Consider the following 25,859-nt stretch of genomic DNA (forward strand, 5'->3'; position numbering starts at 1 on the left):
ATAATGCTTTTTTTTATGTTTTTTTTTATTAACTATGCAATAATATAAATCAATTTATTAGTATTAGGAAATGTCATTTCATGAGGATATAAAAAATTTTGAGGACTTATACAAAGAACACTTTGTGTTTTTATCCTTGGTTTCTTTCCAAATAACCAAGGATAGAGAAGCTGCAAAGGATATTGTTCAGGATTTTTTTATTTACTTCTGGAATAAAGAACAGTGTACAACAATTAACACATCATTTAGGGCTTATGGGTCTAAAGCAGTAAAAAATTTGAGTCTTCAATATTTAGAAAAAATAAAAAGAGCTGATGTAGAAAAAAACAATTTATCTATTCCCGAATATGAAGATCCCATAAATCTTGAAAAAACTGACGACAGTAAAATCATTAAAGTCCTTAAATTATTAGATTTACTTCCTGAAGCTAGAAGAAATATTTTTATTTCCCATGTCATAAATGATCTTAGTTATTCTGAAATAGCGGAAACTTACAATATATCTATAAATACTGTAAAAACTCAAATGAAAAGGTCTTATGCTTTTATACGGGAAAAGTCTAATAGCAATGCATTATCACTACTGATACTTTTATTTTTAAATAAGAATTGACGAAGTGTAACGAAATTATCCAAATAGAAAAAGGCTCGATTTAATTGTAAATCGAGCCTTTTTTATGTAAATTCTTGTTTTTTACACTAAAGTAGCTGTAGTAGAAATTGCGGCATTCAATAGTTTAGAAATAGGACAATTTTTCTCTGCTTTTGTAACCAATTCTTGAAAAACTGCATCAGTTATTCCTTTCACTTTTGCATTTACTGTTAAGTGTGACGTTATAATAGTCCCTTCTACCAAATCAATATCACATTTGGTTTCGATACTTTCAATTTCAAAACCACCTTCGGTTATATATGCGGAAAGTTGCATCGTAAAACACCCGGAATGCGCTGCCGCAACGAGTTCTTCAGGATTAGTCCCTACTCCTTCTTCAAAACGGGATTTGAATGAATACTGCGTATCCTTTAATGTTGTACTTTGTGTTGTTAGTTTCCCGGCTCCTTCTTTCAGTGAACCAATCCAAACTGCAGTTGCATTTCTTTTCATAATTATAGTTTTTAGTTTTCTCAAATTTAGTTCTTTTAAAAAATATGTTTTTAAGAACGCTGCTTTTTTTAACGAATATTTAAAGTTCAACTGGAATCACTTTACATTTTCAAAAATAAATAAAAATGTAGCTCCTTCATTAATTCCTTCACTTTCAGCCGAAAGTTTTCCCTGATATTTTTCTACTATTTTTTTACACAAATACAATCCAATTCCGGTTGAAGGTTCATTAGCCGTTCCTAATCTGCTTCTAGTGGTGAATTTTTTAAAAAGTTCTTCCTTATATTTTGGATTAAATCCTATTCCGGAATCAGAAACCACAAAAGCTAATTGTCCTTTTTCCAAATAAACACGAACTCTAATTTCACTGTTTGGAAAGGAGAATTTTATGGCATTATCAATTAAATTAACTAAAACCCTAATCAATAAATCTTCTTCTATTTTAAGACGAGCTTCCTCAATTTCAATTTCTGTAATCAGTTTAATCTTTTTACTTGCCAGCTTTTGTGCTACCTGTTCCGCTACAAGGGATAAAACAGTGGTTATTTGAACCTGCTTAGTATCTATTCTTTTTTTTGAAATTTCATCCTCCTCTTTAATCAAATTGATAACCGTTTCAATAAAAACAAATTGTTGATCAGTAGATTGACAAATCAAATCAGCATATTCAGTAACAGAATCTGAAGGGTTTTCTTCTAAAATCAGTTTAGCTAAGGCGTTTGAATTCCCAGCAAAATTTCTCAAATCATGTGAAAGTAAATAAACTAAATCCTGCTTGTCATTGATATATTTTTCGTTTTCTGTAATTGATGCCTGAATGTTTGCCATTAACAAACCAGCTTCATCTTTAAAGACTGTTGGCAGGTCAGACACCACTTTTGTATTTCTGTAATTATCCAATGCTTTTGAGGCTACCTCAATAGGTTTTATTAATTTTTTCAATACCCACAAAGTAATCCCTGTAGCCAACAAAGTCATAATTAATGTAAAAATCATTATCGAATGAGGTAAAGCCGACTGTTTACCATATAAAACAAAAAAAAGTAATCCAATCAATGGAATATGAATACCTATAAACGTAACAAAAAGGAATTTGTATGCATAACTTTTTTTAAGAAAACTAATTTTTGATAATTTGCGATACAATTCCATATAATAATGTATTTGTTAGTACTGTAAATATATACGTTAAAAATGAGAGTATAAAATTCGTACAATTAATTTTACCATAAATATCATTTATTTCAAAAAAATTATTTTTTGAACACGTAAATCAATTTACTGATTAAAAGTCACAAACTATCCAGTTACTATTTTTCAGGTTGGTTTTAGAACTAAACTCTTATTTTGGTAGACTTACTCCAGCAGACGGAAGCTTTTTAGACTGCTCCTTCTAAAATAAATACGCCTCATGTTTAATAAAGCGAATTTTAAAGAATGGTTTGACCGATAGAAATATGCAGAATTAGCTACCACAAGTTCCGCGTTGCTTAGTTCCCAATTCAGCAGAATTCTTAGTGGTTTAACAACGGCATATTTGATAACAATTGCTGAGTATTTCGCATTTTATAGAATTATAATTTATAGATCCTGTAGAAAACTGGCTAAAGAGAACAAACAGCTCAATCAAAAACCACTTTGAAAGAGACGCTTTTATTGGTAAAAAATTTAGTATTAGAATTTGGTTATCCTACCATTTTAGGTTTTTTCTTTATTCGCCCTTTTTATATGTATTGGATTTATTCTTTGATTCATAAATATGAATATTAAAAAAAACGAAAAGAATTCAAATGAAGTTAAAAAAAACAAAATGTTAATTAGGGGACTATTTCACTCACCGAATACAATTATGTTAAAAAATAGTAATTACCGTAAGGAAGAACCACTAAAGTTTGGGTTTGCGGTGGAAAGCGGGAATTGGCTCAAATAAAAAACACTTAAAAGTGAAAATATTTCACAATTTGAATTTATAAAACCATTCAAACACTTATTTTTGCGCTATGGCAAAGAAAAATACAGACAAAGTTGTCTTTCATCAAATAAAAGTCCTTGATGCTGGTGCAAAAGGCGTTTCGGTAGCAAAGGCTCCGGATGGTAAAGTAGTTTTTATCCCAAACGTAGTTCCGGGTGATGTGGTTGATGTGCAGACTTTCAAGAAGCGCAAGGCTTATTACGAAGGAAAAGCAGTTCATTTTCATGAATATTCAGAGCATCGTGTAGAACCTATTTGCGAGCACTTTGGTGTTTGTGGCGGTTGTAAATGGCAGAATATGAAATACAGCCAACAGTTGTATTACAAGCAAAATGAGGTGAAAAATCATTTGCAACGTATTGGAAAAATAGAACTTCCGGAAATTGAACCGATTCTTGGTTCAGAAAAACAGTTTTTTTACAGAAACAAAATGGAATTTTCGTTTTCGAATAGCCGTTGGTTGACCGAAAAGGAAATTGATAGCACCGAAGATTTAGGAAACAGAAACGCACTTGGTTTTCACATTCCGAAAATGTGGGACAAAATCCTGGATATCAACAAATGCCATTTGCAGGAAGATCCTTCCAATGCGATTAGAAACGAAGTGAGAGATTTTGCCAATGCCCATGGCTTAACTTTCTTTAATCCAAGAGCACACGAAGGATTGCTTAGAACATTGATGTTGCGTACTGCTTCGACCGGTGAAATCATGGTTTTAATTCAGTTTTTTGAAAATGACAAAGCCAACAGAGAATTACTTCTGGACCATCTTTACGAGAAATTCCCGCAAATTACTTCGCTTCAATACGTGATAAACAATAAAGCAAACGATACTTTATACGACACTGATATTAAATTATACAAAGGAAGAGATTACATCTTAGAAGAAATGGAAGGGTTGAAATTTAGCATTAATGCGAAATCTTTTTACCAAACCAATTCGGATCAGGCGTATGAATTGTATAAAATAACGCGCGATTTTGCTGGACTTACCGGAAATGAAATCGTTTATGATTTATATACGGGAACAGGCACTATTGCGCAATTTGTTTCGAAAAAAGCAAAAAAAGTAATCGGTGTAGAAAGTGTCCCTGAAGCCATTAAAGATGCCAAATTAAATGCCGAACGCAATGAAATCAGCAATTGCGAGTTCTTTGTAGGAGATATGAAAGTTGTTTTCAACGATAGTTTCATCGCTCAACACGGACATCCTGATGTGATTATCACCGATCCACCAAGAGATGGAATGCACGCAGCTGTAATTGAACAAATTATGAAAATTGCACCTGAAAAAGTAGTTTATGTAAGTTGTAATTCGGCTACACAAGCACGTGATTTGGCTTTGATGGACGAGAAATACAAAGTGACTCGGGTACGCCCTGTGGATATGTTTCCGCAAACGCATCACGTAGAGAATGTTGTACTTTTGGAAAAAAGAAAATAAATTGCAGATTTTTGATTAGTGAATGTTGATTTTTGATTTTAAAAATTGTCATTACTATAGAAATTTTTTCTTCAGTCACTAAATTGTGGACCGGTTTACACAAAAACAAATTATAAATGAAAAAAATAATTTTATTGGTATTCGTATTAGCGCTATCGTTCTCCAGTTGTGAGAAAGATGATATTTGCGATGCAAATACTCCCACAACACCCCGTTTAGTGATTGGCTTTTATGATTTCTTGAATCCTTCGGTTTTGAAAAATGTGACAAATCTAAAAGTAGTCAGTCCAGGAATGACCGATGGAATTATTTTTAATGTCGGTGCTATTGATGACTCTAAATACTTGACTAACGGAAGCACGATTTCAATTCCATTGAAAACAAACGAAGATACTACAAGCTATAGTTTTATTTTAAATTCCGGAAATGCAAATCCAGCTTTGGTAAACCAAGACAATATCAGGTTTGATTATACCAGAGCTGACTTTTTTGTATCAAGAGCTTGTGGATTTAAGACGCTGTTTGCGTTGAACACTTCAAATCCGTATACACATACTGATGCAACGGTTCCTGATACAAAATGGATTAAATACATCTCGGTTGAAAAAAGTAATATAGATAACGAAAATGACACACACATTAAAATATTTTTTTAGTTTTTGCCTCATGTTGTCTCTATTTTTGGCACAAGCACAAGACACCGACACCATCCAAAGAAAAAAAATGGATCAAGTGATTCCTGAAGCTCCAAAACCTATAATTGAAAAGAATTCATCCGAAATAAAGAACGATACCATTGTAAAAACGGATCGTTACGGTTTTCGTGTAGGTATTGATTTATACAAATTGACGCGTGCTTTATATGATAAAAATTACAAAGGCATAGAATTAGTCGGCGATTATCGCTTGACAAAAAGATATTTCTTGGCAGCTGAAGTTGGAAATGAAAATAAAACCACTGAAGACGACCGCCTGAATACCACGGCAAAAGGAACTTACTTAAAAGCGGGTTTTGATTACAATGGCTATGAAAACTGGCTGAATATGGAGAATATTATTTCGATAGGAATGCGATATGGTTTGAGTAGCTTCAGTCAACAATTGAACAATTATAAAATCTACAATGCCAATCCATATTTTGGGGAAGTACCGGCAATTGCATCCGGCGCTAAATATAATGGATTGACTGCCAGCTGGGTTGAAGTTGTCGCAGGAGTAAAAGCAAAAGTCTTTGATAATGTGTTTGTGGGTTTCAGCCTTCGCTTAAATGCATTGGTTTCTAATAAAAAACCAGACAATTTTGACAATCTGTATATTCCGGGTTTCAACAGAACTTACAATGGTACTTTTGGGGTAGGATTCAATTACACGGTAACCTACTTCATTCCTTTTTACAAGAAAAAAACGGCTACAATCGTTCCTAAAAAAACAGAGACTAAATAAATTCCGAATTTAGAATAAAAAAAAATCGCAAAGAAAACAACAGTTGTTCTCTTTGCGATTTTTTTTTGTTTTGAGTAGAATGAATAAACCGTTTACTGTAATATTTTTTAAAACTTAACTGAATACTCTAATTATTATATTTAAAGTAAAAAGCACACTTTTTAAAACTACCCAATAACGCGAAGTCCTTTAATGAAAATCCACTTCATAAATAATTTTTCTCCGTCTTTCGTTTTCACCGCTTGAAATTTTGGAGATAAAAGTGTTCCAATTGCAAAAGCGGTCAATGGAATCCAATAACCAGTTAAATTGGTATAATGTGCTACGATATATCTAAATAAAGTAAATAATATCGCAAAACAACCGAGTTGAAAAAGAAAGGCACGTACTTGTAATTTGGTCATAATAAATTATGCGTTTTAATTTATATATTTTTATCTGAATCCGATACCTGATCTCCGCTTTCTGACACTTGAAATTTCGTTCTTTTACTTCCTTCGTACATCTCATATTTCACCAATCGCGCTTCTAGACCAGCATTGAAAAGTTTGATTTTTCTCGAAGGTTTTAGTCCAACATATTTCAAGGCTTCCAGATTAGCCGTGATTAACCAAGCGTTAGTTCCCGGGTAATTTTTCTTTAAGGTGTCACCAATGCTTTTGTAGAATTCTTCCATGTGGATATCCAAACGCTCATCATACGGCGGATTGAAAACCATGTGCAATTTCCCTTCTGATGTTTTTTCTGTATCAAAAAAGTTCTGCTCCTCAATAGAAATATACTCATCAAGATTGGCATTTTTAATGTTGTCTTTGGCTTTTTGAACTGCACTCGGAGCTTTATCGTAGCCTTTTATGGTATAATGAAACTCCCGAACGCGTTTCAATAAACTGTCTGAAATATTGTCAAATAAGTCATTGTCCCAATCGTTCCATTTTTCGAAAGCAAATTCTTTACGGTTAATGTTTGCCGGAATATTACAGGCAATCATCGCCGCTTCGGCTAAAAATGTTCCGGAACCACACATTGGATCCAAAAAATCTCCTTGACCGTCCCAGCCCGAAAGCAATAGAATTCCGGCTGCCAATACCTCGTTTATAGGGGCAATATTGGTAGCGGTTCTATACCCACGTTGGTTTAATGCATTCCCGGAAGTATCCAGTGCAACTGAAACTTGATCTTTATCGATGTGAATATTAATTCTTAAATCAGGATGTACTTTGTCAATACTTGGTCGTTGTCCTGTTCTTTCTCTGAACTGATCCACGATTGCATCTTTACATTTTTGGGAAACAAATTCCGAGTGGTTAAAATATTCCGAATGCACCGTTGTATCAATCACAAAAGTCTGGTTGGCATTCAATAATTTAGACCAATTCATACTTGAAATCCCTTTGTACAAAGCCTGTTCATTATTTGCCTTGAAAAAATAAATAGGTTTCAGGATTTTCAAAGCCGTACGCAACGCTAGATTTGCTTTGTACATAAACCCTTTATCCCCTTTAAAACTCACCATTCTCACACCTTGCTCCACGTTTTGAGCGCCCAGCATTTGCAATTCTTTTGCTAATATTTCTTCAAAACCAAAAAAGGTTTTGGCAATCATTTTATAATTATTTTCCATTTGCCCCCTCTACCCCCTAAAGGGGGAATTGTTATCGTTATATTCGGCAAAAATACACTAAATTTGCATCAATCGAATTAATTGAAAAAGAATAAATGTCTGCAGCACAAAATCCACCAACTGAAAATCAACTAAAATCAACTGAAAACTGGTATACGTCTTGGTTTGACTCTCCGTATTATCACATTCTATATAAAGAACGAAACTACAGAGAAGCCCAGGTTTTTATGGATAATCTTACCCATTACCTTAATCTTCCTGAAAAAGCAAAAGTATTGGATTTAGCTTGTGGCAAAGGCCGTCATTCTATATACTTGAACCAATTGGGATTTGATGTCCTTGGCGCTGATTTATCTGAAAACAGCATTGCTGAAGCTTCTAAAAATACTAATGAAACGCTCCATTTCAAAGTTCATGACATGCGTGAACCTTTTGAAGAAAAATATGATGCCATTTTCAATTTATTTACCAGTTTTGGCTATTTCGAAAATGACGAAGACAATCTTACCACATTAAAAGCCATTAAAGAAAGCCTTTCAGAATATGGCTTTGCCGTGATTGACTTCATGAATGTGACCCAAGTACTGGAAACATTGGTTCCTGAAGAAACAAAAACAGTTGAAGGAATCGATTTTCATATTAAACGGTATCTAAAGGACGATCATATTTACAAAGAAATTGATTTTGAGGACAAAGGTCAAAAATTTCATTTTATCGAAAAAGTAAAAGCGCTTACGTTAAAAGATTTTGAGGATTTAATGGAAGAAGCCGGAATTTACTTATTGGATATTTTTGGCGATTATAAATTGAAAAAATTCCACAAAACAGATAGTGAACGACTAATCATGATTTTTAAATAGTTGATTGGGTTAATCGGTTAATCATTTATTAAGATTAATCGACAAAACAAAAAACGGTTAAACAGATTAATAAATAAACGGTTAAATAAATAATGAATTATCTTTTACCATTACTTTCCGTACTTATAGGATATATTTTCGCTTTGGTTTTAAGACCAAAAAACAAAACAAATTTAAAGCTTTTATTGGCCTTTAGCGGTTCCTTTTTACTTTCCCTAACGGTAATGCACTTATTGCCCGAAGTCTACGAAAACGCTAATCCAAAAATTGGAATTTTCATCATGCTGGGAATCTTATTCCAAATCATCTTAGAATTTTTCTCCAAAGGTGCTGAACACGGTCACGTTCACGGCCATGAAACAATGACCCAAATCCCGTGGTTGTTATTCATCAGTCTTTGTATCCATGCCTTTCTGGAAGGATTTCCCGTAAGCCACCACCATGATTTAGCGGTGGGAATTGCCATTCATCATTTGCCAATTGCAATCATTTTGACGACATTTTTCATCAATGCAAATCTGGATAAAAACGCGATACTTTTTTTCATGGCAACCTTTGCAATTATGACACCACTCGGAACATTTTTGTCTGATTATATGCCTATATTAAACGTATATTATACTGAAATCACAGCCATTGTAATAGGAATATTATTTCATATTTCATCCACCATTATTTTTGAAACCAGCGAAGGACACAAGTTCAATATCGCCAAAGTTTCGATGATCATTTTTGGAATTGCCTTGGCGTATTTTATATAATTTTATAATTTGGGCGTGACCCGCTGAAAAATCGGGTCGGGCTATTCGCTGCAATCTTTTTATTTTTAAAGGAAAAATAAAAAGGATTTCCGCTGCTATCCCTCACGCAAAAAAAGAACATTTTATGTTACAAAATTATCCAAAATTGGGTAGATTACAGTCATTTTATGGCTCCTATTAATAAGTAACCTGCTACTTGTAGCATGACTCAACGACAAATAAGCAGAATGAAAATAATAACTTGGAATTGTAACATGGCTTTCCGTAAAAAAGCGGAGTTTATTCTGGCAGAACAGCCAGACATTCTAATTATTCCTGAATGCGAAAATCAAGAGCGACTTTTATTTGGACTTGACACAAAACAGCCAACTGATATTTTTTGGTATGGCGACAATCCACATAAAGGAATTGGAGTTTTTTCATATAACGACTTCAAAATTAAACTGCTTGATATACATAATACGGATTTTAAATATGTTTTACCTTTGTCAGTTTACAACGACAAAATCAATTTGACAGTTTTCGCAATATGGTCACAGAAGCCTGAAAAACACGACTGCTATACAGAGCAGGTTTGGAACGCGGTTCATTTTTATAGCAACTTATTAGACAATGAAAATGTAATTCTTGCTGGAGATTTCAATAGCAATTCCATTTGGGACAAACCAAACAGAATTTATAACCATACAAACCTTGTTGATTATTTAAAGACTAAAAATATTTTAAGCACTTATCATCATTTCCACAACCAAACTCAAGGACAGGAAAAAGATAAAACACTTTTTATGCACCGGAAAATTGACAGACCATATCATATCGACTTCTGTTTTGCATCTTTAAATCTTATTGAAAAATTAGATAATGTCGAAGTTGGTGCTTATGAAAAGTGGACAAAACACAGCGACCATAAACCATTAACAGTTACACTTGACATATGACAGAAAAAAGAACAGCAACAGGTAACAACTTAGAACCCCAAAAAAAATGACTTTTACCAAAACCACCGAACAATCCTCAAAATACGAACATTTAGAAAAAATGTCGGTTCAAGAATTACTTTCTAATATCAATCAGGAAGACAAAACGGTTCCGCTTGCCGTAGAAAAAGCCTTGCCACAAATAGAAAACTTAGTGATTGAAATCGTTGCTAAAATGAAACTCGGCGGACGATTATTCTATATAGGCGCAGGAACTTCGGGACGTTTGGGAATTCTGGATGCTTCGGAATGTCCACCAACATTTGGAGTCCCTTTCGATTTAGTAATCGGAATTATTGCCGGTGGTGATATCGCAATCCGTAGAGCCGTAGAAAATGCCGAAGACAACGCTGCACAAGCCTGGATTGATTTGAAAGCTTTCAATATAAAAGAGAATGATGTTGTTGTAGGAATTGCCGCTTCAGGAACAACGCCTTATGTTATTAGAGGATTACAAGCGTGTAACGAAAATAATATTAGCACAGGAAGTATTTCTTGCAATGCAGGAAGCCCGCTTTCGCAAACCGCAAAATTCCCAATCGAAGTGGTTGTGGGACCAGAATTTGTAACCGGAAGTTCCCGTATGAAAGCAGGAACAGCCCAAAAACTGGTGCTGAATATGATTACCACAACTACTATGATTCAACTGGGGAAAGTGAAAGGCAATAAAATGGTCGATATGCAACTGAGCAATAGCAAACTGGTAGATCGTGGCGTGAAAATGATTATGGGAGAAATTCCTGTTTCCTATGAAAAAGCCGCTGAATTATTGAATAAATATGGAAGTGTGAGGAAGGCAGTCGATAATTATAACGGTTAGAAACAGTCGCAGTTTTCAATCGAAGCGTCATTGCGAGCAACAAAGCAATCACACTTCGTTTTTAGCATACTTTAACTCCAAATTTATAACTAAAAATGGCAACCAACAAAGAACTATTATCCAAAGGAATTAAATATTTAGCAGGCGCTTTACCGTTGCTATTTATAGGTCCATCAGTGATTTATAATGCCTTTATGAATCAACAAAATATGTGGCATTATTTGGTTTTAGTAATTGGAATTATTGCTTGTCTTGCCGCCATGTTTCTGATGTACTTGGGATTAAAAACAATTACGAAAAGCTTATTTAACGACTAATGGAAAACCTAATTCACGTTCAAAAAACATTTAAAAAAATCGTTTACACCGATAAAAAAGTTAACAACCGAGAATTTGAAGATTGCGTTTTTAAAAACTGTGATTTATCAAATAGTGACTTTTCCTATAGTAGCTTCATGGATTGTGAATTCATCGATTGTAATCTGGCGATGACCAAATTATCAGGGACAAGTTTAAAAGGAATACAATTTAAAAACTGCAAATTACTGGGTATTCAATTTGAGGAATGCGACGATTTCCTGTTTAATGTCAATTTTCAGGAATGCGTCTTGGATTATTCATCTTTTGCGAATAAAAAAATGCCAAAGACAAAATTCAATTCTTGTTCGTTAAGAGAGGTAAGTTTTGTTGGCACCAATCTTACGAGTTCCGTTTTTGACAACAGCAATTTGGAGGGTACTATTTTTAACAATACCCAATTGGCCGGAGCCGATTTTTCAAAAGCAACTAATTTTAAAATTGATCCCGAATTCAATCCCATGAAAAAAGCCAAATTTTCTACACAAGGAATCATTGGACTTTTAGATAAATATGATATTAAAATCGAATAACTACCCTTGATTGTCCCGAAGTTTCGGGAGAAATCCTTTTTTGAGGTTTTTACCGAAAAAAGATTGAAACGTAAAGCAGTAAACAGCTCCAAAAAAATATGAAAAAAATAATCTTCCTCCTCCCATTATTAGTACTAATGTCATGCTACAATGTGGAACGCAATTGCAAGGACTTTAAAACCGGAAAATTCAAATTTGAATACAAAGTCAACGGCATAAAAAAAACAACCGTTTTTGAACGCAATGACAGTCTGGAAATTGAAACATTTGAAGGAAAAACGGATACCGCTTCGATTCGCTGGGTAAATGATTGTGAGTATATTTTGCAGAAATTACATCCCAAAAATAGAGCAGAAGAAAAGGCAATCGACATGAAAATTTTGACAACATCAAAAAATTCCTATACCTTTGAATTTGGAATGGTTGGCGTTGACACGAAACAAAAAGGAACTGTCACCAAGATTGGTGATTACTAATTTCAAATTAAAACTTACAAATCATAACTAAATAAAATGGAAGTATTTTTAAATCCCGATGCTTGGATTGCCTTATTAACATTGACCTTTTTGGAAATTGTATTGGGAATCGACAACATTATTTTTATATCGATTGCCACTGGAAAATTGCCCATTGAGCAACGCAAAAAAGCTACTAAAGTAGGAATGTTTCTTGCTATGTTTATGAGAATTGGGCTCTTGTTTGGAATTAATTTATTGATCCAAATGAAAGAACCTTGGTTTCATATTGATTTGAGTTGGTTTTCCGCGGGAATTACGGGTCAAAGTATCATTCTTTTATCAGGAGGATTATTCTTGATTTATAAAAGCACGAATGAGATTCGGGAGAAAGTAGATGAAAAAGGACATGAAGAAAAAGAATTAGGCAAAGCGGCTACAAAATCATTTCAAAATGTACTTTTACAAATCATTATGATCGATTTAGTATTTTCTTTTGACAGTATTCTTACTGCGGTAGGGATGACAAATGGTGTAGAAGGTGCTATTTATATCATGGTTACAGCTGTAGTTATTTCAGTATTAATTATGATGCAATTTGCTGTTCCTGTAGGGAATTTTGTCAATAAACACCCATCAATTCAAATTCTGGGATTGTCTTTTTTGATTTTAATTGGAATGATGTTACTTACTGAAAGTGCGCATTTATCAGATGCTTTAATCTTTGGAAACCACGTTACACCGGTACCAAAAGGATACTTATATTTTGCTATAACTTTCTCTTTATTAGTTGAAGTATTGAATATGAAAATGAAGAAAAAAAAGTAATAGAAAATATGTTTTCATGAAAAAGCTCCCGAAATGGAGCTTTTTTTATGCTGAGAACAGGCCTCGTCTTGAAATAGCAGAACACAAAAAGACTCTAATTTGGTCTTTTTTCTTTTATATATTTGTTTTATAAATTAACTTCGGTGCAAATAAGCGTCATGAAAAATACAATCTCCCATAGAGTTGCAGACTTTTTAAAAAATTTCCCTCCTTTTAACTTTTTACATCAAAAAGATATCGAAACTCTTTCGGAACAAATATCTATCATTTACAAAGAAAAAGACAGCGTAGTGTTTGCCGAAAACGAAGAAACGCACAACTGTTTTTATGTGGTTCATAAAGGTGCCGTGACACTTAAAAATAGTCTGAACAATGACATTTTGGATATGTGTGATGAAGGCGATATTTTTGGGTTGAGGCCACTTATCGCTAATGAGAACTATAAAATGGAGGCCCGAACCCATGAAGAAACTATCCTTTATGCCATACCCATCAGCATATTCAAACCGTACGCATTAGAAAACAGGGCAGTAGGGAATTTCCTAATAGAAAGTTTTGCCTCTAATACGCGCAATCCCTATTCCAATAGTCATAGCGGCAAATTATATGGTGAAATAATAGGAAGTGAAACTTTGGACATTGATAAAAATCTATTGGACATACAGCCTGTAAAATATTCAAAAAAACTAATAACCTGTTTTTCTACCACTACAGCAAAAGAGATTGCCGAAATCATGACCAAAAAAAATGTGGGTGCTATTCTTGTCATAGAAGATAAGCTTCCCATTGGGATAATCACAGATAAGGATTTAAGAAATAAAATAGTGACAGGAGAGTTTCCAATCACCACAACAGCCGACCTGATAATGACCACTCCGGTTATTACTTATCCCAAGAAAATGACCGTTACTCAGGCACAAATGGCAATGATGAAAAGTAACATCAGCCATTTATGTCTTACCAAAGATGGTACGGCAAATTCCAAAGCTGTTGGAATCCTATCCAAACATGATGTCATGGTGGAACTTGGTAATAATCCTGCAGTTTTGATAAAAGCGGTAAAAAGAGCAAAAAAAGCAAAACAGATAAAGCCGATACGAGCCAATATAATGCAATTATTACAAGGATATTTAGACCAAAATATCCCCATGACACTGACTTCTAAAATAATTACAGAATTAAATGATGTCTGTATTAAGCAAATAATAGAAATAGCGTTAAAAAAAATGAAAACGCCTCCACCTGTAAAATTTGCCTGGTTGGCATTAGGAAGTCAAGGGAGAAGTGAGCAATTACTGCATACTGACCAAGACAATGCCTTAGTTTATGAGGATGTCCCAGAAGAATTAAAGGAACAAACTAAAAGTTATTTTTTAGAATTAGCGACTCATGTCAATAAAGGCCTTTTCGATATTGGCTATGATTATTGTCCTGCAGAAATGATGGCTTCTAATCCAAAATGGTGTTTGAGCCTTGGTGAATGGGAAAATCTGGTTCATCATTGGATTACCAATCCGGGGAAAAACGAAGTATTGTTGTCCTTTATATTTTTTGATTACAGCCTCTCTTATGGAGATCATGAACTCGTTAATAATCTTTCCGATTTTATTTTTAAAAATATAAAAGCCAATCCTGTTTTTTATATTCATTTAGTAAGTGGTGCGTTGCAAAGCCCCTCTCCTACTGGATTTTTCAGACAACTTCTGGTAGAACAGGATGGTGCCCACAAAGACTTTTTTGACATAAAAAGACGGGCTTTAATGCCACTGACTGACGCTGCGAGAGTGTTGATTCTGTCTCATTCCGTAAAATCCATTAGCAATACTCCCGAACGTTTTGAAAAATTGGCAGAACTGGAACCCCATAACAGCGAATTGTATTTAGCCTGTTCTTATTCGTACAAAGCATTATTGAAATTTAGAACCAAACAAGGGCTTTTGCATCATGATTCCGGGCAGTTTATTGCCTTGGAAACGCTAACCAAATTAGAAAAGATTAAGCTTAAAAGGACTTTTAAAACCATTAAGGAACTTCAAGAAATCATTACCATCCGATTTAATGCTTCAAACATATTATAATGATGAATCTCTTTGAAAAAACTAAAGTTGGTTTATTTAAACTTTGGAACAAATCCGAAAAATCATCCGAGGAGGAACAGTCCAAAGACATTGATACTACGCGTTTTGTTGTTTTGGATACAGAAACCACCGGATTTGATTACACTAATGATCGAATACTTTGTATTGGGGCTATCGTCCTGAAAAACAATACAATTCCCATTCAGGATAGTTTTGAAGTTTTTATTCAACAAGATCATTACGATCAGGCGACTGCAAAAATTCATGGGATTCTGAAAGAATTTGTCATAGACCGTCCCACTGAATTAGAGGCCTTACAACAGTTTTTGGTATTTTTAGCAGACTCCATTATAATTGCGCATCATACTATATTTGACATTACCATGATTAATAGGGCACTGGAGAGAAATGGATTGCCGAAATTAACAAACAAGACTTTGGACACAGCAGTGCTTTATAAAAAAACGCTCATAGTTTCTCATTTATTGGAACGTAAAGATACTTACAGTTTGGACGAGCTTGCCGATAAATTTGACATCTCTAAAAAAGACAGACATACCGCAATGGGCGATGCCTATATTACCGCAATTGCTTTTTTGAAAATTCTTAATAAATTAAGAGATAAAAAGAGACTTACGTTAAAACAATTGTTCAAATAAAAATGATAAAACCCATAAAAAAAGCTCCATCAGGAGCTTTTTTTTATTCTAAAGATAAAGTTATTTGACCATCATCTTCCAGTTTAATATCCGCATCATCAGCGTCAGTTTCACCTTTTACTTCTAATTCTTCTGGAATAACCTCCGCAGGAATTTCATAAGGCAAAGATTCCAATAGATTTACTTGTTTCAACTTATCAGTTGTCAATTGATTCCCTAAAGCTTTAAATCCTTTTAAAGCAATAAAGGATTCAATATCCACCTTCATATTTTCTTTTTGAACTCCTTTTACTTTCGCAAAAACTAATTCGGCCACAGGACGATAATCCGTAGATACTATTTCGAGATGTGAATTAGCATGTTCCGTGATAAAACTTTCCTCTTTGTTTTCTGTTTCTACCAAGAAACGTTTGATATAATAGCGCTCTTTTTCACCATCATAATAAATCGCTGAAATTGGCTTTTTAGGAACCCATTTTTCTAAAACTACCATATCTTCATCAAAATGAGTAGATAATTCAGGTGTAATTACTTTTATTTTTCCGGATTGCGATATGATTAGAATCTTATCACTTGGCCTGAATTCACCCAAAAGTTCTCCTCTTCCATCTACATTTAGTCTTTGGACAGTATCGTCAAACCAAACTTTTCTTGGTAATAAAGTCGAAATTCCTTTTTCTTTCAGTTCGATTTTCTTGATTGGATATTTAGTTACCAAATTCCCTTTGGAAGCACGTCCTTTTATGGCTAAACTGGCGAAATCAATATCGAATTTCAGTTTTTTTACACTACCAACTTGGCGCAATAGTATCGTAATAACCTCAGCTTCCCCATTTGGATTACAAGAGAAATACACTACTTGAGAACCTGTAGTTTCATTGGTTAAATCATACGCTTTGTCTCGGGTTACCCCAGAAACATTGAATCTTTTTATATAGGAAGGACCTGATTTTCCATCACGGTAAATCATATTGTAAATCGTACGCTTATCACTTTTGTCAAAAATAGCAATGTGAATAATGTCCTTACCCACAAAGGTTTTAGCATCCACCTTGGTAATCATCATTTTACCATCACGAAGGAATACAATTACATCATCAATATCAGAACAATCCGTAACGTATTCGTCTTTTTTCAAACTCGTACCTACAAATCCTTCTTCTTTATTTACGTATAATTTTGTATTTCTTAAAACAACTTTGGTGGCTTCAATATCATCAAAAATACGAAGTTCCGTTTGGCGTTCCCGTCCTTTTCCATATTTTTCTTTTAGCTTGGTAAAGTAAGCAATAGCAAAATCAATAAGATGTTCTAAGTTGTGTTTTACTTGTTCAATATCGCCTTCCAATGACTCGATTTTGTCCTGTGCTTTATTGCTGTCAAATTTAGAAATACGCATGATTCGGATATCCAATAAACGCAAAATATCTTCTTCGGTAACAGCACGTTTTAAATGTTTCGTGTGTGGTTTCAAACCATCATCAACCGATCTGATTACGCCTTCTCTAGTTGTTTCTTCTTCAATGTCACGATAGATTTTATTCTCAATAAAAATACGTTCCAAAGAAAGAAAATGCCATTGTTCTTCCAATTCACCTAACTGGATTTCAAGTTCGCTTTTTAAGAGCTGAACAGTCCTATTAGTTGAAATTTTCAACATATCCGAAACCCCAATAAACAGCGGTTTGTTATCCTCAATCACACATCCCAAAGGAGCTACCGAAGTTTCACAAGCCGTGAAAGCAAACAAGGCATCAATCGTTTTATCTGGCGAAACCCCAGGAAAAAGGTGAATTAATATCTCTACCTCAGCAGCAGTATTATCCTCAATTTTCTTGATTTTGATTTTCCCTTTATCATTCGCTTTCAAAATACTGTCAATCAAAGTGGTCGTATTGGTCGAAAACGGAATTTGGGTAATCACTAAGGTATTCTTGTCTAGCTGCGCGATTTTGGCACGTACACGTACACGTCCACCACGCAATCCATCATTATAATTAGACACATCAGCAATACCTTGTGTCAAAAAATCAGGATATAAGGTAAATGGTTTTCCTTTTAAAATTTTTATTGACGAATCAATTAGTTCATTGAAATTATGAGGTAAGACTTTCGTCGAAAGACCAACTGCAATTCCCTCTGCTCCAGAAGCCAATAATAATGGAAATTTTACAGGCAGATTGTTAGGCTCCGCACGACGACCATCATAAGAAACGCCCCAATCGGTAATCTTTGGAGAATATAAAACTTCCAAGGCAAATTTAGATAAACGAGCTTCGATATAACGAGAAGCGGCAGCTCCATCTCCCGTTAGGATATTCCCCCAGTTTCCTTGACAATCAATCAACAATTCTTTCTGACCTATTTGCACCATTGCATCACCAATACTCTGATCTCCGTGTGGATGATACTGCATGGTATGCCCTACTACATTAGCCACTTTATTGTAACGCCCATCGTCTAATTCTTTCAAAGAGTGCATAATACGGCGTTGAACGGGTTTAAAACCATCTTCAATCGCAGGAACTGCACGCTCCAGAATTACATATGATGCATAATCCAAAAACCATTCCTTGTACATTCCTGTAACTTTTGTAATGGTATCATTTTCATCTTCCTGATTATAGTAAAAATGCTGTCCTCCAAAAAATTTTTTATCTACATTAATAATTTCATCCGAATCATTTTCATCTTGATTTTCATCAGTAGAATGATCTTCCGAATTATTTTCTTCGTTTGCTGGAATTATGTTATCGTCGTCTTCGTCTTTCATTTATGCTGAATGTTTAAATTTTACTTTAAACTATTGTTTATCATTAAAAAATTATTTTTAATTATTTTATTTTCACCTTTCTAATTTAAGCTGGAACCATTTCAAATTCTTTCATAAAAAATTTCCCCTACTCGGTTGATATGGTCTTTTAAACTTTCGGAAGTTAATTGATTATAAATTGAAATATCAAATAAATAAGGAGTATTCAAATCATCTATTTCGAGATTTATTTCTCCAACTAAACCATCCTTCAATTCATTTCCAAAAAGTGTCAGGTCAATATCCGAGCCTTTTCTAAAATTCCCTTTTGCTCGGGAACCATAAATAATTACCTTCTCGATTTCAGAATGTTTAACAAAAACTGAATTTATTTTAGAAATCGTTTCTTTATTTAAGCCAAATTTCATCATAAAAATGTTTTCATTCTTTCATTAAAATTAATAAAAGCTAAAAAATAAACCTCTTTTATTTTATGAGCTATTTTGTCGGCTGTTTCCTCATTATAGGTATGAACACTTTCATTTCGGCTTTCTATCATGTCCATCCAAATTTGTCCTTCTTCAAATAAACCTTTATTAAAAGCTTCTCTTGTAGCACTTCTTGATCCAACAATATTTTGAATTCCTTCAAATATCAAAAAATCTTTCATCACATTCCAAGCCAATTCATGTGTATATTCAAAACTTTGAATCAAACCCTGCTCTTCAAGTTCATTAAGTTCCCCTTTTTCAATAAATTTTGTTAATTGAGAAAGTGCTTTTCCAAAATTCTGAAACCTTTGCTTCCATCGAACATCTTGATTTTCCATAGTATTCTATATCAGTTTGAATTTTAAACTTTCTCAATCACGTCCAATTCTACCTTCAAATTCTTGATTATAAATTCCTGTCGGTCTGGAGTATTTTTTCCCATATAGAAGGATAGTAATTGCTCAATCGAAGTGTTTTTATCCATCATAATTGGGTCAAGTCGAATGGTTTCTCCAATAAAATTTTTGAACTCATCCGGAGAGATTTCCCCCAATCCCTTAAATCGGGTGATTTCTGGCTTTGGTTTTAATTTTTCCATTGCCTCTTTTCGTTCTTCTTCTGAATAACAATAAATCGTTTCCTTCTTGTTTCTGATTCTAAAAAGTGGTGTTTGTAAAATATATAAATGCCCTTCTTTTATTAATTCAGGAAAAAACTGCAAGAAAAAAGAAATTAACAACAACCGAATGTGCATTCCATCGACATCGGCATCCGTTGCAATTACAATATTGTTATACCGCAATTTTTCTAAACCATCTTCAATATCAAGTGCCGCTTGCAACAAATTGAATTCTTCATTTTCATAAACAATTTTCTTACTCATTCCGTAGGAATTCAAAGGCTTACCACGCAAACTAAAAACTGCTTGAGTGTTCACATCTCGCGATTTGGTAATAGACCCGGAAGCGGAATCTCCCTCAGTGATAAAAAGCGTACTCTCCAGTCTTTTAGGATTTTTGGTATCCGTAAGATGAGCTCTGCAATCCCTTAATTTTTTATTGTGAAGATTTGCTTTTTTGGCACGATCAGTCGCTAATTTTCGAATTCCTGATAATTCTTTTCGTTCTCTTTCAGCTTGAAGAATTTTGCGCAATAATGCATCAGCTGTTGCTGTGTTTTTATGTAAATAATTATCTAACTTCGTTTTTACAAAATCATTTATAAAAGTACGCACTGATGGCATTCCTGGCTCTGAACCCATATCAGTCGATCCCAATTTAGTTTTGGTTTGCGACTCAAAAACGGGCTCCATAACCTTAATACTTACCGCACTTACAATAGATTTACGCACATCTGAGGCTTCGAAATTTTTATTGTAAAACTCTCTAATCGTTTTTACAATTGCTTCCCGATACGCTGCTAAATGCGTCCCACCTTGTGTGGTATTTTGTCCATTCACGAAGGAATGGTATTCTTCACTGTATTGTGTTTTACTATGCGTCAAAGCAATCTCGATATCCTCTCCTTTCAAGTGAATAATTGGATATTCCAAATCATCGGCATGAATGGTTTCTTCCAATAAATCTTTCAGACCATTTTCAGAGAAATATTTTTCGCCATTGAATAAAATAGTCAAACCATTGTTCAAATAACAATAGTTTTTAAGCATTTTGACTACATACTCATATCTGAATTTATAATTTTTAAAAATTGCTTCGTCTGGAATAAAAGTAACTTTAGTTCCTTTTCGTTTGGTTGTATCTATAATATCTTCTTCAAGAACTAGATTTCCTGCGGAAAATTCAGCTGCTTTTTGTTTTTCGTCCCGAACGGATTCTACCCGGAAAAAATGAGACAACGCATTCACCGCTTTTGTCCCTACACCATTCAAACCAACAGATTTCTTAAATGCTAAAGAATCGTATTTTCCACCTGTATTCATTTTGGAAACTACATCAATCACTTTTCCTAATGGAATTCCACGACCATAATCCCTCACAGTGACCGTTTTATCTTTGATAGTCACCTCAATTGTCTTACCTGACCCCATGACAAATTCATCGATACAGTTATCGAGTACTTCTTTTAGAAGAATATAAATACCATCATCCGGGGAGGAACCATCACCCAGTTTCCCAATATACATTCCGGGACGCATGCGAATATGTTCTTTCCAGTCGAGTGACCGAATATTATCTTCGGTATATTGATTTTGATCGGACATTGTAAATTTTGTGGATTTTGTGCTAATGTAGTGTAATTCGATAAAATTTAAAACAAGAAGCCTTCAAAGTTATTAAGAATGATATTGACAATAGATTTTGATTTAGGATTACCGATTTTTGATTTTTTTGATTTTGATTTTGAAAATTAAAGATGAATTCCTATATGATTTTATAAATCGCAATTATTTTTCTATTGACGAAAATAGAAACAAAAGAGTTTTTTTTATCCGCCAAGTAGATTGTGTAGTCTAAATCATTTTTTTGATCTAAATAGATGATTTTATTATTGATACTGGAAGAATATTCAACAGTATCGTATTGATCCAATCCTTTAATTGCAAAAATAAAATTCTCACCTTCCGAAGTTAAATAAAGTCCTGATTCAGGCTTAATTAATTGGTAGTTGTTTTGAAAATAATTTCCAAAAAATAAGGGCAATTGTGCAAAATCTTTTTTATTTTTTTTAGTCAAAAGCCACTTTTCATCCAATGGATAATGATTTAAAAAGAAGCGCTCTGGATTTGTAAAAAAATAACTCTCATTGAAATAAAACTTAAACGAATTTGTTTTAAGAGAAATAAATCCAGCAGCTAACGTTGCATCAATAAATTTCCAATCATTATCTATTTTAACTACATTCCAAGCATGGTTCATACTATTAGGCAACGCTCCAATTTCTGAAGGATCTGATTTCAGGTTTCCTATAATAATCTTCGCTTCCAACCCTGCTCTTACACATAAATATTCCACCAAGGCAGCGTATGAATGGCAAACCGCTTTTCTTGAAACCATTGCATTCCCTACCAAATCCAATTTAAACTTCTTTTCTTTAATCTCCTTTTCTTTTTCGGTTTTATAAGAAAATGCATAAATAGGCTTAGACTCCATCGCTTTAGCTAAATCAACGTCATAACTTATATTAGCAGTCACCCATTTAAAAACGGCTCTTGCTTTCTCATCTTGTTTAGAAAAATCTTTATTAATTAATTCAACTAATTGATCCGCAGTGATTGTAACTTTAGGGTACCCGTCAACAATAGAATCGACTAAACGATATTTTTGCGAATAAGCAATATCAAAAAACGAAAGACTCAAAAAAACAAACAACAAATATTTTAATTGCATCTAGTACATCTGATATTTAAAAATTCCTGATAATTTCTTTCAACTGATTATCTAATTCCGGATTAGAAATTTTATTGTTTTCGACATCAAAATTATCATTGAAACTAGGTAGTGAAAAAGTTGCTTTTATATTACCACCATAAAAAGGAAAAGCGTTTTTTGCTATTCCCAAAACGGATGCTCCTCCTTTGGCTCCTGGCGAAGTTGCCATTAGTAACATTGGTTTTTCCTGAAAAACTTTAGCAGTTATTCTGGTACACCAGTCAAACACATTTTTGAAAGCCGCAGAATAATTTCCATTATTTTCGGCAAGCGAAACAACCAAAATATCGGCACTGGTAATTTTAGCCAAAAATGCTTTGGCAAGTTCATGTTGACCGATTTCTTTTTCTATATCAACGCTAAATAAAGGCATTTGGAAATCATTCAAATCCAAAACCTCTACTTCGGCGTTTTCGAAGAGATGGGCTGCATAAGTTGCTAATTTTTTATTGATGGAGTTTTTACTTGGACTTCCTGCGAAGGCGATGATTTTCATAGTTATTTATTTTTATTAAAAGTAATAAAAATTAAAAGACTTGCGTACACAGGAAGTTAACTTTAAAAGAAATTACTTATAATATTTTCTCAATTTCATATTTAACTCTTTTGGATTAAATGGCTTTACAATATATTCATTTATACCTATTTGTATCGCTTTTTCAAGATAATTAAAAGAAGATGAGGCAGTCAAAGCGATAATCGGAAGCAATGTATTTGTACTTCTTATGATTGCTGTTGCTTCATAACCATCCATTACTGGCATTGATAAATCCATTAAAATAATATCATATGCATTTAATTTAAATTTTTCGATGGCAATAAGTCCATTTTCTGCAGTATCTACGATGACATTCCATTGCTTAAGTATTTTTTCAGCAATTTTGATATTTATCAAATTATCCTCAACCAAAAGAACTTTTAATCCGTCTAGATTTTCTTCTTTATAATCATGATAGACAATATTATTATTTAAGGCTAAATTTGTTGAAAATATTGGTAATTCCAAAACAAAACTAAAATTAGAACCAACTCCTACTTCACTTTGCAATTTGATATCCGAATTTAATAAATGCAGTAGTTTCTTTGTTATTGCCAAACCCAATCCCGTTCCTCCAAATTGCCTTGTAGTTTGTGCTTGTTCAAACTTCTGAAAGATTGTTTTAAACTTTTCGATGTCAATTCCAATTCCATTATCAATAATTTGAACTTTAAAAATAGAAATATTGTCTTTTTGTTGGATTTGGTCTATTTTAATTTGAATCAATCCATTTTTAGTGAATTTTATAGCATTTGAAACTAAATTTGTAATGATTTGACCAATTCTTAAAGGATCGCTAATTACATTTGTAATAAAATTATTATCAGTAATTACTTCAATCCTATTTAAGTTTTCTGATGCTTTTGTCTCTAAAGACTTTTTGATATGGAAAACTAACTCCTTAAAATCAAATGGAATTTTTTCAAGATCAATTTTCCCTGCCTCTATTTTATTAAAATCCAGAATATCATTTATAAGCATGTATAAATTTTGTGCTGAATACTTTAAAACCTCTAGATTTTCCTGAAAACTATATAACGTATTTTCTTTTTCCATAATGTAAATCAAACCAATGATTGCATTTAAAGGAGTTCGAATTTCATGACTCATAATAGAGAGAAAATCTGACTTAGCTTCATTGGCTTTTTCAGCATTCGATTTTGCTAAATACAATTGATCTTGAAACTCTTTCTTAGAATCTATTTCATCACGCAAAATTTGCAATAAATCAATTGAGCTGTCCTCGCTTCCAAGTTTTATTTCATTGTTGTTTAATTGCTTTATGGCTTGAATTAACTTATCCTGTATGTTTTCTTTTTTATCTAATTCTGATTTTAGTTTTTGATTTATTTCATAATACTCTAAATCGTTTAATCGTGAAGATTGCTCAAATAATTCGGCATCTTTTTCAAAATTCAAATACGATAGATTTATTACTTCAATAAAATTATAAACAACAGTATTATCCGCAATGAAATCTTCTGAAAAATGCTTTTTTATTTGCCTGTTCAGTTGTCTGTGTAGATTCTCTATTTCCATCATAATTCTTCATAAATGGTTGCGATTGTCATCGTCTGATTATGCAGCTCACAAGCTACTTTTTTAAACGTTGGAGAGATTTCACCATAAGAGTAAAAACCGCAAACTAGCGTGTTTTCACCAAAAACCTCTTTTACTACTTCAAGTTCTTCTTCGATTCTATTACCAAGAACAACTTTTCGACCTACACAACTTACTAATAATGCTAATTCCGGTTTAGTGGATTGTTCCGAAAATATTTGTAAAGCGGCATTATAAGACGCATCTATAAGTTTATCCAAATTTCCTTTCATCAATCTAACGAAAGAACCTTGAGGAATATTACCCGCAAAAGTCATTGATTTATTTACCTCATCAATCGACAATATTGTTCTTACAATTGGTGCGGCATCTATATTTTCTTTCATGGAAAGCGGGAAATATAATGACGAAGCAGGCAATTCGTCAGCATATTTCCCAAGATATTCTTTGTATAAATCTAGCGCAAACCTATCGCCTATTTTGTACAGCACATTCTTTTCTGAAAGTGTAACTTCTCTTTCCGGACCAAAATCACTCCACCCCCCTTTAGAACTAAAACCAAAATGAATAGCATCTCCATAAAAACCAACAGCAACAATTTTACCTTGAGAGGCATCGTTGTTTAACCCTACAATTGTTTTTTCGAACTTATATTCATCTCCGGCCAGTCCCCCAAAAATAGGGATTGTCTCTTTTGTTTGTTTTATCAATTCGTTTATAAGTTCAGTCCCATTAACAAAACTGCCTTCAGAAAGAATAAGTATTGATTTTAGGTCTTCATTAAAAAAGTCTTTTTTAATTATATTGCCTAATTCATGAATATCCGAATTATTCAAAATATCAATTTCAGAAACTTTAATAGATGTTTTTTCGAAATTTATTGCTGTAGCTACAATATTGTTTTCGACTAAACTGGTATTCGAAATTTGTCCAGAAGTAGAACAAATAACAATATGTGCTTTGGGGTATAAATCCTTTATCTTTTTATATGGCAATACCTTTTCTAAAAAAAATCTTTCACCAAAAGCCAGAACAAGATTTGCTTCCTTTGAATTAAAACCAGTAGTAGAAAAAATAACTTCTACATCTTTTTTATCATTAACGACAATTTGCTCAAGTTTCATAAGATTAGAGGTTTACGTTTTTACGTTGTATAAATTAACGAAAAAATTCCTTACAAACAAAAAAAACTATAAAAGTAAATTTTATAG

26 protein-coding genes are annotated in these 25,859 nt (G+C 33.3%); 14 read left to right on the forward strand and 12 right to left on the reverse strand.

Annotation, left to right across the window (positions count from 1 at the left end):
• Positions 1-70 precede the first annotated feature (70 nt).
• Positions 71-613 (forward strand): RNA polymerase sigma factor, encoded by a 543-nt coding sequence (locus tag ACNQGG_RS05190; RefSeq protein ID WP_417961966.1) that lies wholly within the window; start codon positions 71-73, stop codon positions 611-613.
• Positions 614-694: 81 nt separating this feature from the next.
• Here ACNQGG_RS05190 and ACNQGG_RS05195 read toward each other — a convergent pair whose 3' ends face one another.
• Complete coding sequence (locus ACNQGG_RS05195) at positions 695-1,105, reverse strand: OsmC family peroxiredoxin (RefSeq protein ID WP_417961967.1); 411 nt, start codon at positions 1,103-1,105, stop codon at positions 695-697.
• A gap of 96 nt (positions 1,106-1,201) precedes the next feature.
• A complete protein-coding gene (locus tag ACNQGG_RS05200; RefSeq protein WP_417961968.1) occupies positions 1,202-2,257 on the reverse strand; it encodes a sensor histidine kinase in 1,056 nt (351 codons plus the stop codon).
• Between the two features lie 848 nt (positions 2,258-3,105).
• On the opposite strand from ACNQGG_RS05200, the gene rlmD reads away from it, so the two are divergent.
• From rlmD to ACNQGG_RS05215, 3 genes are all read left to right on the forward strand, one after another.
• The gene (rlmD, locus tag ACNQGG_RS05205) at positions 3,106-4,521 is read left to right on the forward strand and encodes a 23S rRNA (uracil(1939)-C(5))-methyltransferase RlmD (protein ID WP_417961969.1); all 1,416 of its coding nucleotides are present in this window, start codon (positions 3,106-3,108) and stop codon (positions 4,519-4,521) included.
• A 116-nt stretch (positions 4,522-4,637) separates the two neighbouring features.
• Positions 4,638-5,177 (forward strand): DUF6452 family protein, encoded by a 540-nt coding sequence (locus tag ACNQGG_RS05210; RefSeq protein ID WP_417961971.1) that lies wholly within the window; start codon positions 4,638-4,640, stop codon positions 5,175-5,177.
• Between the two features lie 10 nt (positions 5,178-5,187).
• Positions 5,188-5,964, forward strand: a complete 777-nt coding sequence (locus tag ACNQGG_RS05215) for a DUF6048 family protein (RefSeq protein ID WP_417961972.1) — start codon at positions 5,188-5,190, stop codon at positions 5,962-5,964.
• Between the two features lie 167 nt (positions 5,965-6,131).
• Here the strand turns inward: ACNQGG_RS05215 and ACNQGG_RS05220 are convergent, their stop codons facing one another.
• Both ACNQGG_RS05220 and ACNQGG_RS05225 read right to left on the reverse strand, forming a co-directional pair.
• Positions 6,132-6,368, reverse strand: coding sequence for a hypothetical protein (locus tag ACNQGG_RS05220; RefSeq protein ID WP_416857927.1), 237 nt, complete (start codon positions 6,366-6,368; stop codon positions 6,132-6,134).
• A 20-nt stretch (positions 6,369-6,388) separates the two neighbouring features.
• Positions 6,389-7,588 (reverse strand): THUMP domain-containing class I SAM-dependent RNA methyltransferase, encoded by a 1,200-nt coding sequence (locus tag ACNQGG_RS05225; RefSeq protein ID WP_417961973.1) that lies wholly within the window; start codon positions 7,586-7,588, stop codon positions 6,389-6,391.
• A gap of 95 nt (positions 7,589-7,683) precedes the next feature.
• On the opposite strand from ACNQGG_RS05225, the gene ACNQGG_RS05230 reads away from it, so the two are divergent.
• The 10 genes from ACNQGG_RS05230 to ACNQGG_RS05275 all read left to right on the forward strand — a co-directional run bounded on the left by ACNQGG_RS05230 (position 7,684) and on the right by ACNQGG_RS05275 (position 15,915).
• Positions 7,684-8,448, forward strand: coding sequence for a class I SAM-dependent methyltransferase (locus ACNQGG_RS05230; RefSeq protein WP_417961974.1), 765 nt, complete (start codon positions 7,684-7,686; stop codon positions 8,446-8,448).
• A 92-nt stretch (positions 8,449-8,540) separates the two neighbouring features.
• A complete protein-coding gene (locus ACNQGG_RS05235; protein ID WP_417961975.1) occupies positions 8,541-9,209 on the forward strand; it encodes a ZIP family metal transporter in 669 nt (222 codons plus the stop codon).
• A 227-nt stretch (positions 9,210-9,436) separates the two neighbouring features.
• Positions 9,437-10,147, forward strand: coding sequence for an endonuclease/exonuclease/phosphatase family protein (locus ACNQGG_RS05240; RefSeq protein WP_417961976.1), 711 nt, complete (start codon positions 9,437-9,439; stop codon positions 10,145-10,147).
• Positions 10,148-10,193: 46 nt separating this feature from the next.
• Entirely contained in the window at positions 10,194-11,006 is an 813-nt protein-coding gene (murQ, locus tag ACNQGG_RS05245) for an N-acetylmuramic acid 6-phosphate etherase (protein WP_417961977.1), read from the forward strand.
• A 95-nt stretch (positions 11,007-11,101) separates the two neighbouring features.
• Positions 11,102-11,323: a DUF6095 family protein gene (locus ACNQGG_RS05250; protein WP_417961978.1), complete on the forward strand. Its 222-nt coding sequence runs from the start codon at positions 11,102-11,104 to the stop codon at positions 11,321-11,323.
• Positions 11,323-11,895 (forward strand): pentapeptide repeat-containing protein, encoded by a 573-nt coding sequence (locus ACNQGG_RS05255; RefSeq protein ID WP_417961979.1) that lies wholly within the window; start codon positions 11,323-11,325, stop codon positions 11,893-11,895. Before ACNQGG_RS05250 ends, ACNQGG_RS05255 begins: the two co-directional genes overlap by 1 nt.
• A 98-nt stretch (positions 11,896-11,993) precedes the next feature.
• The gene (locus ACNQGG_RS05260) at positions 11,994-12,371 is read left to right on the forward strand and encodes a DNA topoisomerase IV (RefSeq protein ID WP_417961980.1); all 378 of its coding nucleotides are present in this window, start codon (positions 11,994-11,996) and stop codon (positions 12,369-12,371) included.
• A gap of 36 nt (positions 12,372-12,407) precedes the next feature.
• Positions 12,408-13,178 (forward strand): TerC family protein, encoded by a 771-nt coding sequence (locus ACNQGG_RS05265; RefSeq protein WP_417961981.1) that lies wholly within the window; start codon positions 12,408-12,410, stop codon positions 13,176-13,178.
• A gap of 158 nt (positions 13,179-13,336) precedes the next feature.
• Positions 13,337-15,256, forward strand: a complete 1,920-nt coding sequence (locus ACNQGG_RS05270; RefSeq protein WP_417961982.1) for a DUF294 nucleotidyltransferase-like domain-containing protein — start codon at positions 13,337-13,339, stop codon at positions 15,254-15,256.
• On the forward strand, positions 15,256-15,915 hold the full coding sequence (locus ACNQGG_RS05275; protein ID WP_417961983.1) for a 3'-5' exonuclease: 660 nt from the start codon (positions 15,256-15,258) through the stop codon (positions 15,913-15,915). The genes ACNQGG_RS05270 and ACNQGG_RS05275 overlap by 1 nt, the downstream gene beginning before the upstream one ends.
• A 43-nt stretch (positions 15,916-15,958) precedes the next feature.
• Here ACNQGG_RS05275 and ACNQGG_RS05280 read toward each other — a convergent pair whose 3' ends face one another.
• The 8 genes from ACNQGG_RS05280 to ACNQGG_RS05315 all read right to left on the reverse strand — a co-directional run bounded on the left by ACNQGG_RS05280 (position 15,959) and on the right by ACNQGG_RS05315 (position 25,772).
• Complete coding sequence (locus ACNQGG_RS05280; RefSeq protein WP_417961984.1) at positions 15,959-18,688, reverse strand: DNA gyrase/topoisomerase IV subunit A; 2,730 nt, start codon at positions 18,686-18,688, stop codon at positions 15,959-15,961.
• Between the two features lie 101 nt (positions 18,689-18,789).
• Positions 18,790-19,098: a nucleotidyltransferase domain-containing protein gene (locus ACNQGG_RS05285; protein WP_417961985.1), complete on the reverse strand. Its 309-nt coding sequence runs from the start codon at positions 19,096-19,098 to the stop codon at positions 18,790-18,792.
• Positions 19,095-19,496, reverse strand: coding sequence for a nucleotidyltransferase substrate binding protein (locus tag ACNQGG_RS05290; protein ID WP_417961986.1), 402 nt, complete (start codon positions 19,494-19,496; stop codon positions 19,095-19,097). The genes ACNQGG_RS05285 and ACNQGG_RS05290 overlap by 4 nt, the downstream gene beginning before the upstream one ends.
• Positions 19,497-19,519: 23 nt before the next feature.
• Positions 19,520-21,382, reverse strand: a complete 1,863-nt coding sequence (locus ACNQGG_RS05295; protein ID WP_417961987.1) for a DNA topoisomerase IV subunit B — start codon at positions 21,380-21,382, stop codon at positions 19,520-19,522.
• A 160-nt stretch (positions 21,383-21,542) separates the two neighbouring features.
• The gene (locus ACNQGG_RS05300; protein ID WP_417961988.1) at positions 21,543-22,508 is read right to left on the reverse strand and encodes a transglutaminase domain-containing protein; all 966 of its coding nucleotides are present in this window, start codon (positions 22,506-22,508) and stop codon (positions 21,543-21,545) included.
• Between the two features lie 16 nt (positions 22,509-22,524).
• Complete coding sequence (locus tag ACNQGG_RS05305) at positions 22,525-23,046, reverse strand: NADPH-dependent FMN reductase (RefSeq protein ID WP_417961989.1); 522 nt, start codon at positions 23,044-23,046, stop codon at positions 22,525-22,527.
• 72 nt (positions 23,047-23,118) lie between these two features.
• The gene (locus tag ACNQGG_RS05310; protein WP_417961990.1) at positions 23,119-24,630 is read right to left on the reverse strand and encodes a response regulator; all 1,512 of its coding nucleotides are present in this window, start codon (positions 24,628-24,630) and stop codon (positions 23,119-23,121) included.
• Positions 24,627-25,772, reverse strand: coding sequence for an FIST signal transduction protein (locus ACNQGG_RS05315; protein ID WP_417961991.1), 1,146 nt, complete (start codon positions 25,770-25,772; stop codon positions 24,627-24,629). Before ACNQGG_RS05315 ends, ACNQGG_RS05310 begins: the two co-directional genes overlap by 4 nt.
• Positions 25,773-25,859: the final 87 nt, after the last annotated feature.

This window comes from Flavobacterium esculini (assembly GCF_048284325.1).
Lineage (GTDB): Bacteria > Bacteroidota > Bacteroidia > Flavobacteriales > Flavobacteriaceae > Flavobacterium.